The organism is Shewanella sp. MF05956 (genome assembly GCF_059758055.1).
The window spans coordinates 371,690-383,969 of record NZ_JCAYNV010000001.1; the positions used below are offsets into that span (position 1 = coordinate 371,690).

Here is a 12,280-nt window from a genome sequence, read left to right on the forward strand (position 1 = left end):
CCTAATTAGAGTTTGAAAGTTGTCAGTTAAGTGATTTGGAGAAAAGTAACGCAGGAAAGGGTAAAACGCCTACTATGTAGAAATAATAAACGTTTTAAGGCAAATTGCAATAAAGTGATTAAGTAAAACCTTTATAAGTCCAGCTATCAGGTCTATAGTCATAAACCCTTGCTTCGCCTATTTGAGTTATGCCGTCATTATCGTAAATCGGCGTTAGGTCGTTATTCATTAATGGTTTCTTGTCAAAAAAGCATTTAGCAATCTTATCTCCATAAGAAACAAACATATCTGATAAAGATCCCCTGAAATTATTAGACTGCTTTTTATCAGCGTTCCCCCCAAACACAAAAGTCGCATTTGGTTCAACAGAATTTCCAACAGATAGGGCGCTGTATCCGCTAGTAAAATAAGCGGGGTCATTTCTATACTTTAATAGAACCAGCAAGTAATATTTACCATTACGGCGGTAAAAATTAAACACCCACGTTGCCGGTTGTATTTTGTAAGATAGAAAACACTCAGTTTTTACCCCTCCCAAGATAACTGTTATCGAACGGTAATCCGAAGTATTAACGGAGACAATAAGACTAGAGCCATCACCGTGTGGACCTGTTTTGTATGTGTTTTTTTCGCTTTGACTAAACAGTATCACCTCGCCTTTGCTTGCCTTGTAGTCGATAGATCTAATATCGAAGCTTACATATAAATCATCATCCTGGCCTTTCCAAATGTTTTTACCAAAATCAATCTTGCTGCCGTACCCTGAAAGTGAATATTCCCACCTACCACCTGGAGGATCTGGCACAACTACTGGCGGGATAGGATCCGGCGGTTTATAACCTGTGTCTTTGTAGCGGTAAACAACTTGAAAGCGGTTATCGACGCGCATACCTGAACTGACTAATTCAAGCCCTGTTACCGGTGTAACGCCGTCACCAAGGAATATTGATTCAGGGTATTCTGTTTGCCAACGGTCCCGCTGTATACGCATGTAAATATTATTACTTCGAGTGTAAAATATCATGGCGTCAGAGTCGGGATCTGATGTGTTGCTAATAATATCAAAACCCGCTTCCAAGTTGGTACCAGTAGAGATAAGCGCCACCGTTTGCGCCTCAAGTGTTGGGTCATACCAAAACAGGTAAAGATTATTACCCACTTGATAGAACACCATTGCGCGGCCTAACTGGTCAAAGGTGAGGCCAATATCTGATATTTCACCAGATTCTTGAAACAGTACAGTAGCACTATCCCAACCATTGCCAATCGCACCAACAAGTAAAACATCTGCGCCGGACTGATATATAGCCCAATAGCGGCTGTTTAGTTTCGATTTACTATCACCGATTAGCTCAGGCCCTAGTGACAAACTAGATTTAGCCGTTGGTTTATTGGGCTTGGCAAAGCCTACCATTGGATAGGCGGCTATATCTTGGCGTTCTGACCAGTTGGGTGAGTTTGGGATCATGATTCGTCTCGTTCAAATTTTCTGACGAAGTTTAATTCCATTATATCGTTACTTGTTTTGCTTAAAGCTGGCTCAAATAACCACTTATACCCAACACCATTAGGTCCAATAGGTAGCTGCAGAGTATGTATGTCACTGTAGTTAGCAGTATCTACAGGGAATGTAACTTTATAGTTTATTCCACCGTAGTTAGGTAATGTTGATTTGGTTGTGGATACATTATAAAAACCTCCACGCTCTACACCACCAGATGTGTTATCACCTGCAACACCAAATACAACACCTGCACCAGTCCTAAAACTCATCCAACTGTAACCTGTGTTGAAATCAAGCGCAAAATCATCAAAAGTATTTAAATATGAGTTACCAAATCTACCAGTGATAGTCGTAAACTCTCCTGTTTTAAACTCCACAGACGATACAGCGTCAACGGTAAACGGCACTGTAATTTTAAGTGTATGCGTAACAACTAGCTGCTCCGATGCACTAACAGATATGGTTGTTGGGTTGCCGCTAGAGTCCCTTATTAATGCCCTTGTCACAATAGGTTGGCTAGGGTTTGAGTTCCCCCCATTAGCTAGGCCAACTTCGGATATATTCCCAACAACATCCCCAGCAGCAAACCTAAAAACGTGTTCTAGCTCATAAATTACGTTGTCACCGCTTCTGTATCCATACTTTGGATCTCTTATGTCGTGTGGATACTTAGCGGCTAATGGTGATTGAAGCGACGTATCAGATGCAGTAACTGCCGAAGTCCCTGAACCTACAACACACGCCATATTGTATAGCGGCGAAGAATCATGGCTATTCATCATCAGCAGCCACGAGTCAAGAAGCATATTCCCTTGGTTATTAGTGCGCTCATTCATGTTTGCATCAAACACTTGGACTTTAAATGTCCCCTTACTTTTTATTGCGCTACTGTGCATATATTACTCCGTGCGATAATGTTGGTATGCTAGATTTTCCAGCATCGATTACTGATGAATTTACAACTACTCTAAGTATTTTCCCTGATGGAATGCTAGGGACGGAAGATTTGCCTGCGTCCATTTGATTTTCATTTGTAATTAACCCTTTGATTACTCCACCTGCAATAGTAGGAATTGAAGTTTTTGCGATATCTGGGTTTACAGACAATTCATTCAAGACAGAGCGAATACTCCCAGCATGAAGCATTGCCAATGTAGACTTTGCTGATTCATCAATATCATCAATTATTTTAACTACCGTCAAAATACTGCCGCTAGCTATTGCCGGTATATGCGAAAACCCTTTATCACCAGCTTGGCTTTCATACAACCCACTCACCAAAGCTTTGCTAACCCAATAATTAACCTTTCGCCTTGTCGAGCCAGCTATGACAGCAAGTAACGTTTGCGCTTGTGAGGCCATAGCTACCCCGTTACATCAACGTCGCTAACATACACATCACCCATCAACAGCCAGTGCGTGTTGCTGATAGCTAATAGTGCGATAGTTGAATGCTTGCCATAGGCGCGCAATAAGCCTGGACTATCAATCGTAATGCCTAGGTTTTCATCAGGCGCTAGCCATAACTCTGCATCTGAGTTGTTAGTAAAATAAACCATTGAGCCAGGTATCGCGGTTAAATCACCGTCAACCGTGCGCAAGCCGCTACCAACCGAGACAATGATTTTACTTTCTGCATCCGTTGGATTTTCAGGCATGACATAGCTCATGGTGAAGAACTGGCCATGATTATCAGCGTTAATTGCCAGTGCATTAGCCGTTTCATCAATAATGGTAATGTCGTTTTGTGCCTGGCCAAGCAAGATGTTCTTGTCTAGCAGATCAACATCGCCGTCTTTGTTAATGTAAATCAGCTTATTGGCATAAGATTGTTCGGCTATTTCAGTGTTACCGGTGAAATTTTCCGGTAGCTTAATCACAAAGCCGTTAATCTTAGCGGTGATTTCTTGTAAGTTTGCCGAGATCCCGCCCATTTTTGTATTCATTGGTTGCGCGCGAATAGTCGTGCGCATTACAAATGGTGACGTATCTTGCCAGTGCGTTAATGCTGTCATTGATAAACCTTATCGTCTGCGGCTGAGCGGTTTTGAATGGATAAATAGCGTTGAGATAATGTGCGGCGGCATCTTGCTTGATGTGTTACTGAGGTAAAGCGCTATTGTGCGACTCACGCCAGCAATGTACATATCGGCCCAACTGATAGAGCTACCGCCCCAAACAGCATCATCCCATTCGGATAAGTCCCACTTAGAGCCTGCGCCAATTAACAGTTCGTCATCTGGCAGATCAGGATCCATGTAGTCCAGGTATGCGATGGCGTTCAGCAATACTTCGGTCACGCTGTCACACTCAACAACGAGTTTGTGCCATTTCTTTTTCGTTTCAGGACTGCCAAAGCTCATGAAGCCGGTAAGCAAATAGCTTTCATATTCCAAGCCGTCAAAGCTAAAACCTTTATCCAGGTGATACACGTAGCCATCACTTGAGCCTGCATAAACCGACTCAATACCGCTTTCGTTTTCTGATGTATACGCGCACACAATTGGCACACCGTAGTTAACCTGGCTAAATTGTGGCGCGCCGTTTGCGTCGAACGTTGAAAATAGCGCAGAACCATCCTCAAAGAATAAGCGGTATTGGTTTTTAGTCTTAACCGTAGCACTGCACACTTCACGGCCAGCGTACTGGTCAATAAGCGGTTGCACCTTTTGGCTAATAGCTGATTGAGCAAAGTCACCAAACTGCTGAACACGGCTTAACATCGTCAAGCCTCGGTCGTCCAGGAACAGTAGTTCACTCAGGTTTTGCGCGGTCCGTTTACGCATCCCCACTTTAGTGCTTAGGCTTTTTAGCTGAAAGTCGGCGCTACTTGTACCGTACAGCATGTAAGTGCGGTTCTTACAACCAATCACACACGTACTATCGGCCTGCACTTGCATTTCGGTTATGTCATCAGATACCGCAATTTCGCCGCCGCCCTCGACAGGACTAAACGACGTCGGATCGCCTATTTTGCTAAACACAAATGAGCCGCCGCCATACGACAACAGTAATACCTGTGACGGCAATATCTCTAAGTTTGTCGGCGCATCGGGTGTAATAGGACCAACAATTTGCGTGTAAGTCGTGCCGTCAAATCTGAAAGCCGGATTGTTACCATCAACACCGATAACTTCAAGTGTTGCCGTGCTGCCGGTAAAGTTTGCGGGTTTGACAATAAGCTGACCATCAGGCAATAACGCTGGTGTAGTAACCAACTGCCAGCCAGCACCGCTCGAACGATAGAGGTTGGCAGCGTTGCCGCTAACATCGTTTCGCATTGCATAGACAATTCCCGCGAACGTGAACACGCCCAGGACCTTGCCGCTTCCTGGTACTTGTAATATAGCTGCTCGTCTGGCTTCAACTTCCACATCGAGCGCCGCCAATGCTGCTTCATCTGTCTCGAATGGGTAGCCAGGCAGATCCACGATGCGCGTATCTGCTGGTGAAAGTTGACCATCATATCGTTCAAAACCAGTAACGCGCTGATAGCGACCAATAGTATTGATTTCATAATTGACTAGCTCCTTACATTCCCCAGGGCTAAGCTTTGAATCGGCATCAGCCAGGTTCAAGCCGCCTCTGAGGTCAATTTGCGCGGGAGTAAATGACATTAGATTAACCCTCTAATATCGAACCCCATGATGGGTAGTTGCGAGTTACAGAGATCTGTTAGTCGCGTTTCGTAGCGCGCGCTTGCCATTTGGTATAGCTGCATATCTTCTTCAAAAGTCGCGTAATACATCAATGCTTTCTGCACAATACAGTCATGGTATTTAGCAGGGATAAGGCTTACATCGCTGTCATTACTTAGCGCGGTGGGCTCGGTGTAGTAATTCACTTTTATCGCCATATCCGATTCAGGTACGGGGTAAAGGTAAATGTTACCGGTGGGGTCCACTGATAAGATGCGAGGCCAGCCAAGATCCTGGTTGCGTTGGTCAAAGTCGCCTAGCCAATCTTGCCAAGGCACACTAATGACCTGCTCGTTATCGACGAACACGCTATCAATCACATTTAGGTTAGTGATGTTAAGTGCTGCACCACTGTAAACCTGCTGACCAGCCGTTAGAGTTGCGTTTGCTCGACGCCATAGAAACTGCCATTCATTCTTCAGCGCCTGAATATCCATATCTGCATCAATTACCCACGACACAAGTTTGGCCAAAACACCGCTTTGGTTACTGGTTGTCGTTGGGCTCTTGCCAGAAATACCCGACTGTTCATGCACTCGCTTACACAACTCTAAAAAAGTCATCTTACACCGCCTTATTCAAAGTGCTTTTCAACAACCTGGAACGGCCAGCGCTTCGACTTGGTTTCTTTCAGTGACTTCATTTTTGTTGCGGGGTCTGTCACTGTGGTGTATTTGGTTTCGATAGCGTTTTGCAGTACATCGTATACGCCTGCAGGCACCTTGGCTTCAACGCCTTTCATTACCTGGTGCATCACGCCATTAACGCCAACTTGCACAAAGTTATCGCTTTTTTCATCACCGTCGTCGTTAATCACAATCGTGACAGCTTTTAACACTTTAGCTTTTGGTTCTGTACCACTGCCGCCGCCTTGCAAACTTACATCACCACTTTTAGATTGAGGTTCAGTGTCAGATCCACCGCCATCAGTCGTGTCGCCAGTATCATAAATGCCAGGTTCAGCTTGGTTTAATTGCACAATCAATTCAGCGCGATCATCTTCTAAGTGTGATAAATCAATACCTAGCTCTTTTTTTGCGTAGTTAATCATGGTCTTGGTTGCGGTCTTGCTCGAAAACTTAGACATTGTTTTTTCTCCAAAAAAAAAGGCCCCAAACGGGGCCTTATTGATTGCTACAAGTAGCGGTTAAGTTGGGTCAACTTCTGCAGCGACTTCGCCGCGAACTAACCATGCGTCATTCAAGATGACTGCGGTGTACCAGGTTTTCCAAGCAACAGAGCCAGACTGACCTAGTTCATCGCCGTGCGATGGGGTACCAGGTTGACGGACCATTGGCTTAATCGCGCCGCCGGCTGCTTTAGAGCCTTTCAGTGCGATACAACCAAACGATTTCGCAGCCATAAACAGCACTGGGTAAACGTCTGCTTTAGTACCAGTGGTAGACACTGCAGTAGTGCCAGCAGTACCGCCCACATCTGCCCAAGCATTAAATAGCGGTGATGCGATGTAACGAACATCTTCAACGCTACCGATTTCTTCGGCACAGATAACCTGGCGGCTACCGTACTTTGCAACAGGCACAAAGTTAGGCATCTTGCGAACGCTCGATACAATGTCAGTGTGACAAACAGCAACGAACGCAGCTTCAATCGCTTGAGTGCTTACCTGCGTACTTGCAGACAGCACAGAAGTGATGCGTTTACCGCGCTGCGCCATTAGCGAACGAACCGCTAAACGTTGCACACGGATATTAAGCGGCGTGTTCACACCGGCGCGCGCAGTACCGTTTGCGTAGATCACGTTAGTACCAGCAATTAACTTGCCGTGCGTGACCAACTCAATGGTTTCTGCCGCTTGTTCGCCAGCCATCATCGACATATCAGAACCCACAGGATCTTCATGCAGATCGGCTACCTTGTCGGTTAGCTCCATCCAGGCACCGTACTGCGCCAACGTTGCCGGTACATCTTCGTATCGGAAGTTGGTTGCGGCAGGGCGAACGCCCTCGGCAATCGGTGTTAGCGCCGCACCTAATGGCACAGGACGACGGAACTTAATCACTTCACCGGTGTTGCGTGGCATAGGTTTGTGATCACCAAGCTTATTAAGAACCAAAATAGGTTCAGCGTGTTCAAGCATTTTCTTTTCAGCGTGTACGCCAATGCGCACGCCAATATCACCATAGTTGTTAGACATGGTTTGACTCCTTTATGAGCTAGTTATTTGATTAAATAAGGCGATTGGATCAACGTCATCAGAGTCGCCATGCGCTTTACCTGCGCCCTTGCGCGGGATTTCGGCATAGTCTGATAACGAGCCTTTACCCTTTTGGCCTTGAGCTGCAGGCTTCTGCGGGTGTTGAGTTTTGAACAGCGTTAGCAGTGCAATGTTGTCGTCTGCCAAATCACTCTTTGCCATTTCACGAACGGATGGCGGCTGCGTAGCTAACCATTGCGTCAGTTGTGGTGAAGATGCGATCTGCAGATAATCGGGATGCACACGCTCTAGGCGCTGGAACTGAGATTGAATAAACTCTTGTTCCTGCTTTTGCGCTTCACGTTGCTCTAGCTCACGGACTGGCTTTAACTTTTCTTCAAAAGTGTTTGTTGCCCGTTGAACTTCACTGCGAATGAGGTGGGCGATTTCAGGCCATTCGGCTTCAACCTCGGAAAAATCTTTTCCTTTCAGGTCGTCGGCTGTTGGCAATCCATGCTTACTATTCGCGTCACCACCGTTTTCAGTTTCATTGCGCTTTAATCCGGCTTGCACTTCATTGAGCTTTTTGGTCAATGCAGATACACGGCCTGAATTGGCGCGATGGTCTTGCTCTAACTGTTGGTGATTTTGTTGGAGTTGTTGATATTGGGTCCGTAAGTGTTCAGGTGCAGCAGCCCAGGGATCCTCGTCTGCGCTTGACGATTTACTTGCTGGTTTGTCCGGTGCTTCTTCATCACTTTCGTTGTCGCCATCTTCAACGCCATGATCCAATTCATCTAATTCATCACTATTCGAGTCGTCAGAGTCGTTTGCGATTTCGTTAAATAAATTGATTGCTTCATCGTCGTAACTCTCGTCACTTTGATGTTGCTCATTGCTTGGGTTTTCCATAGTTGAGTGCCTCTTGCAGTCATAAAAAAACCCACTGCAATGAGTGGGTTCGTTAAAATTAGGTACAAAAAAACCGCCCTTATTGGCGGCTATTCATCATCTGGCGCATTGCCAGGCTTTAATAATCTTGGGTACGAGTTCAATATCTCGTCAATCATTGCGACACGGCCACGATACTTAGCGGTTTCAACCTGGTCCCTGTCCATCGCTAATGCTTCTAGGTATTCAGCCCTGTCTTTTAGTAGCTGCTTTTTAACTGCGGCCCAGGTATCACTTGTTACACTAAACATTATTCAAGACCGTAGTTAGCGGTAAGACCGGCTTGCTTCTTCATATTAAATTCAGCCATAAACTTGTCCCACTCAAGCTGCGCGCGGTTCTTGACCTTTTCTAGCTCAACGAGCATTTTCTCATTGCTGATCTTCTCGTTCTGCGCCAACTTCATGATCTCGATGCGCTCTTGGCGTTCTGAGTTCTGCATATCCGCTGCAATCTGTTGCGCTTTAATCTCAAAGTTAGCTTGCATTTCTGCTTGTTTAAGCGCGGCTTTCGCTTGTTCAAGCTGCATTTCAAACTCATGCTTTTGCTGTGCGGCTTGTTGGCGCATGGTTTCAATTTGGATGGCGGGATCTTGCGGCTGGTTCTGGCTTTGTTCTTCCATTTCCTTTTGATACTTCTCTAACTCGTCGTCAGTCGGCACGATAGACTTAGGCAAGCCCTGAGTGTTGATAAACTCTTTGAGTAGTTGAACGGCTTTAAGCTTCATCACCGGCGCAAATACCGGACTGTTACCCGCGATATTGATAAAATTAATTAACGCCTGGCCAACTTGCTCTTTAACCAATAACGCAGAAGTGCCGCGCGCATCGACCTGATAATCGCCTTTAACGTCGTTATCGTCGCTGTGCATCATATTGAAGTGGTAGAAATCTTTGATTAGCGGTTCAGTGATGAAGTCATCCCACTGCTTAACCTGGTTGCGACGTACTGTGTTTGCTGCATTCATCAGCATCGACATACCGCCAAGCGTTTGCGTTGCCTGGCCTTGTTCGCCTTGCTGTATCATTGGCACACCTGATACTTCATCGAACAATACGCGAGCCGTGTTATAAATCATGCTCAGTTCATTAATATGGCTGTTAAATTCAAATGTCGTGAACGCCTGCTTAATGTCTTGTGTGGTTCCCTCAACATTCCAAAACTTGCGCGGTTTTAGGTTCCAGTTACCGTCTTGCGGTGACACGAGCTTCTTGTTAACACCAATCTGCGGCCCACTGGTAATCGCGCCGTTGTCTAAAATCATGCGCCAGGTTGAATTGATAATCGCCTGTTCGTCACGCACCATGCGCGGTACGCCATAGCCAAAAATGCTTGAGTCGTCTAATTCCCAATTGTAGACGCGATACGGCATCGCTTCGGTGTAGTCCATTAACGCTAACCGTGCGCCCATTACTACACCACCGCAATAAAACACGACGGCTTCATATTCATCAACATAGGTTTCATCGTTCGGGTCGATAACTTCAATCACCTCAAGCTGCTCTAATACTTCGGCAGGTATTGGGCCGTGATATTCCCATGTTTCATAGCGCGTATCGTTCAGCGTGTCAGACAATCCAGCCATGATGCGAATATCATCAACGTATGAGCTATGGTGCTGTGTCTGTGTTGACGTCATTTTAAGAACCTTGTTAATACGGTCCTGTTTAAATCCTTTCTTGCGCGCTAGCCCTCTAAGCTGCTTTTTGCTCAGGTAGCGGCGTTCAAATACAAATTCAGCTTCTTCAATCGACGACGCCGACATATCAGGGTAAAAGTCCCAAGGGCGCACTACTTCGCAGCCAGGCTCAAACGTCTGCTTGATAACCGTAATAAACTCGCCGGTTTGTTTGTCCTGGATATACGCTCTATCAGTCTTACCCAATACAACCGGACCTTTGATTACACCGGTACCCACAACACATGCATCGTGAATAATGTCGCGGCATTTGGCGTTGTATTTGGTTTCGACAAGCTGATCTTCAATGAGCGTTTCCATTTTTAAGCAAGCGGCTTTGGCTTGCTCTTGCACTCTATCAGCCACATCAGCGTTCGTTACCGGTGTGCCATCTTCGTGCTGAAACGCTGTATCACCCAACTTAAACTCTGTCTCTTTGTCGTTTAGCATATCGACAATGCTAGGCTTGGGCGTGGCCTTAATACCCCAGTTTTTATCGTCATTGGGAAATAGCAGATCAACTAACTGCGCTTCACCGGCATTGGTTTTAGCGCGAGTCAGCTTAATGAATACCTTGGCTGTCTCGTTGGCTTCCATCGCTGCCAACGTCTTTTCATCATACATGCCGTGGTAATTGCGCAGATCTTCAATCATGCGCGTATCGATGGTGTTTCTATCAGCAATGGTTTCGCTTAACTTGCGCTCAAGATCCAGCGCTAAAACATCGAGCTTATCGCCTGGGTCATACTCATGCTCGTATTCTTTGGTCTTTGCGTTTGCCATCGTGATTAATATCCCGTTAGTGTGTCAGCAGCAGCGGTTTGTGCGGCTGTCTGCCTAATTTTTTCAGTTGATGCGTAATCGATTTCGCCTTGCGCGCCCTGGCACAAGTATTGAAGTGCATCGTGTGGATGCGAAAACTTGTTTTTATCTGCAACACTGGTGTACCTGGCATCACCAGACACTTGAATGCGCCGCAATTGATAGCCGCCATTGAACCCTTTGCGCAGCGTTTTGCACTGTGCGCCCATCAGGAACGCGACAACCTTGTCGATTTTCCCTTTCAAGAAGAACCGCACCGACTCCCATCGATTATCTGGTTTGTTGCTGGTTGTGCCGTAAGCCGTGATCCCGTATTCCATGTTGAGAATTTCAATAGGGCTGTTCTCGTCATTGCCTGACTTAGCAATACCAGACGGATCGCAGTACGCTTCATAATCCGACTTGTTAAAATCGGGGTAATCTCTGCGTAGCACTGGCATCAACTCGTCCATGAATGAGCGGATACCCATGTTCTCGCTGATAAACTCACGAATGATGCGCAATTGGCCCTGTGGTGTTAACTGACCAATAATGCAAGCGGGAGTACGACCGAAGTCGAACCCCATTAATATTTTTCCGTGCTTCTTGATTGGCAGTAGGTTTAACGACGTTGTATGTAAAACATCGTTCCACTGCCCCTTGTAGATCGGCATACCGGTTGAAACAGTGCCGTAATCGTTGGCCAGGTTGACCCTGATCCAATCATCATCCTTACCTTGTACCTGTTTGATGTAATAGCCATCAGGTAGGTTCGCCAGGTTTTCAGCATCTTGATTAGCGCGCCACTCGATAATCCGCTCGTCGCCAATCATCTTAACAACTTCAATCACGCCGCCAGGTTGACGCAAAAAGGTCCAACCATCTGGGTGTTTTTCTTCTGCTAACTCGTAATACCAATGGTCATCATCTGGCGCGTTAGTATCGCCAAGCATCCCATGCCAACTCGGACCGCCCTCTGCTGCAGACGGGTAACGGCCATGACGACCGTCGCACATATCGACAATAGGCTTTGATAACTCTTTGACTTCATTCAGCCAAAAGCCTGTTACCTGCAAACCCCTGAGCTTTCTTACTGCGTCTGGTCTATCCAATGCCAGGAACACCAATTCAGCTTTTACCCTGGTACCATCATCTAAATCAAAATCAAGGTAATGCGTTGGTGGGAAGTCCTGATTGAACCTGCCTAACTGACAGTCCTCATTGTGATACAGGTCGCACCAATCCTTGATTGTTGTGCCTTTAAGATCTGGGTACGTGTTACGAACGGCAATAAAGCGCGTCTTACGAACGCCGAACTGATTCGGTTTCTGCTCGCACATTTGGCTAAACACGCGCATTGCACTGCCGTATGTCTTACCAGAACCAATTGGCCCCATAATAAGAGTGTTACGGCCACGCGCATGAATGTATTGCTCAAGCACCTTACCTTGTGCTGCAACATGAAATTCATACGTCGTTTGCTCTGACAC

At 46.1% G+C, this 12,280-nt stretch carries 12 protein-coding genes; all 12 read right to left on the reverse strand.

Features of this window, described 5'->3' with window-relative positions:
- Window positions 1-118 precede the first annotated feature (118 nt).
- Window positions 119-1,468 carry a hypothetical protein gene (locus AC19MX_RS01510; RefSeq protein WP_498296335.1) on the reverse strand — a complete coding sequence of 450 codons (1,350 nt, stop codon included), beginning with the start codon at window positions 1,466-1,468 and terminating at the stop codon, window positions 119-121.
- On the reverse strand, window positions 1,465-2,400 hold the full coding sequence (locus AC19MX_RS01515; RefSeq protein WP_498296337.1) for a hypothetical protein: 936 nt from the start codon (window positions 2,398-2,400) through the stop codon (window positions 1,465-1,467). The genes AC19MX_RS01510 and AC19MX_RS01515 overlap by 4 nt, the downstream gene beginning before the upstream one ends.
- Entirely contained in the window at window positions 2,390-2,866 is a 477-nt protein-coding gene (locus tag AC19MX_RS01520; protein ID WP_498296338.1) for a hypothetical protein, read from the reverse strand. Before AC19MX_RS01520 ends, AC19MX_RS01515 begins: the two co-directional genes overlap by 11 nt.
- A 2-nt stretch (window positions 2,867-2,868) precedes the next feature.
- Window positions 2,869-3,519, reverse strand: a complete 651-nt coding sequence (locus AC19MX_RS01525; RefSeq protein WP_498296339.1) for a hypothetical protein — start codon at window positions 3,517-3,519, stop codon at window positions 2,869-2,871.
- 9 nt (window positions 3,520-3,528) lie between these two features.
- Complete coding sequence (locus AC19MX_RS01530; protein WP_498296341.1) at window positions 3,529-5,121, reverse strand: hypothetical protein; 1,593 nt, start codon at window positions 5,119-5,121, stop codon at window positions 3,529-3,531.
- Window positions 5,121-5,765, reverse strand: a complete 645-nt coding sequence (locus tag AC19MX_RS01535) for a phage adaptor protein (protein ID WP_498296342.1) — start codon at window positions 5,763-5,765, stop codon at window positions 5,121-5,123. The genes AC19MX_RS01530 and AC19MX_RS01535 overlap by 1 nt, the downstream gene beginning before the upstream one ends.
- Window positions 5,766-5,776: 11 nt before the next feature.
- Window positions 5,777-6,289: a hypothetical protein gene (locus AC19MX_RS01540; RefSeq protein ID WP_498296344.1), complete on the reverse strand. Its 513-nt coding sequence runs from the start codon at window positions 6,287-6,289 to the stop codon at window positions 5,777-5,779.
- A 60-nt stretch (window positions 6,290-6,349) separates the two neighbouring features.
- Window positions 6,350-7,360 carry a N4-gp56 family major capsid protein gene (locus AC19MX_RS01545; RefSeq protein ID WP_498296345.1) on the reverse strand — a complete coding sequence of 337 codons (1,011 nt, stop codon included), beginning with the start codon at window positions 7,358-7,360 and terminating at the stop codon, window positions 6,350-6,352.
- A gap of 12 nt (window positions 7,361-7,372) precedes the next feature.
- The gene (locus AC19MX_RS01550; protein WP_498296347.1) at window positions 7,373-8,272 is read right to left on the reverse strand and encodes a hypothetical protein; all 900 of its coding nucleotides are present in this window, start codon (window positions 8,270-8,272) and stop codon (window positions 7,373-7,375) included.
- Window positions 8,273-8,361: 89 nt separating this feature from the next.
- Window positions 8,362-8,562 (reverse strand): hypothetical protein, encoded by a 201-nt coding sequence (locus tag AC19MX_RS01555; protein ID WP_498296349.1) that lies wholly within the window; start codon window positions 8,560-8,562, stop codon window positions 8,362-8,364.
- A complete protein-coding gene (locus AC19MX_RS01560; protein WP_498296351.1) occupies window positions 8,562-10,772 on the reverse strand; it encodes a portal protein in 2,211 nt (736 codons plus the stop codon). The genes AC19MX_RS01555 and AC19MX_RS01560 overlap by 1 nt, the downstream gene beginning before the upstream one ends.
- Window positions 10,773-10,777: 5 nt before the next feature.
- Entirely contained in the window at window positions 10,778-12,280 is a 1,503-nt protein-coding gene (locus AC19MX_RS01565; RefSeq protein WP_498296352.1) for a hypothetical protein, read from the reverse strand.

Coding starts and splice junctions, on each gene's coding strand:
- AC19MX_RS01510 (WP_498296335.1), bottom strand. CDS start 1,468: ATGATCCCAAACTCACCCAACTGGTCAGAACGCCAAGATATAGCCGCC.
- AC19MX_RS01515 (WP_498296337.1), bottom strand. CDS start 2,400: ATGCACAGTAGCGCAATAAAAAGTAAGGGGACATTTAAAGTCCAAGTG.
- AC19MX_RS01520 (WP_498296338.1), bottom strand. CDS start 2,866: ATGGCCTCACAAGCGCAAACGTTACTTGCTGTCATAGCTGGCTCGACA.
- AC19MX_RS01525 (WP_498296339.1), bottom strand. CDS start 3,519: ATGACAGCATTAACGCACTGGCAAGATACGTCACCATTTGTAATGCGC.
- AC19MX_RS01530 (WP_498296341.1), bottom strand. CDS start 5,121: ATGTCATTTACTCCCGCGCAAATTGACCTCAGAGGCGGCTTGAACCTG.
- AC19MX_RS01535 (WP_498296342.1), bottom strand. CDS start 5,765: ATGACTTTTTTAGAGTTGTGTAAGCGAGTGCATGAACAGTCGGGTATT.
- AC19MX_RS01540 (WP_498296344.1), bottom strand. CDS start 6,289: ATGTCTAAGTTTTCGAGCAAGACCGCAACCAAGACCATGATTAACTAC.
- AC19MX_RS01545 (WP_498296345.1), bottom strand. CDS start 7,360: ATGTCTAACAACTATGGTGATATTGGCGTGCGCATTGGCGTACACGCT.
- AC19MX_RS01550 (WP_498296347.1), bottom strand. CDS start 8,272: ATGGAAAACCCAAGCAATGAGCAACATCAAAGTGACGAGAGTTACGAC.
- AC19MX_RS01555 (WP_498296349.1), bottom strand. CDS start 8,562: ATGTTTAGTGTAACAAGTGATACCTGGGCCGCAGTTAAAAAGCAGCTA.
- AC19MX_RS01560 (WP_498296351.1), bottom strand. CDS start 10,772: ATGGCAAACGCAAAGACCAAAGAATACGAGCATGAGTATGACCCAGGC.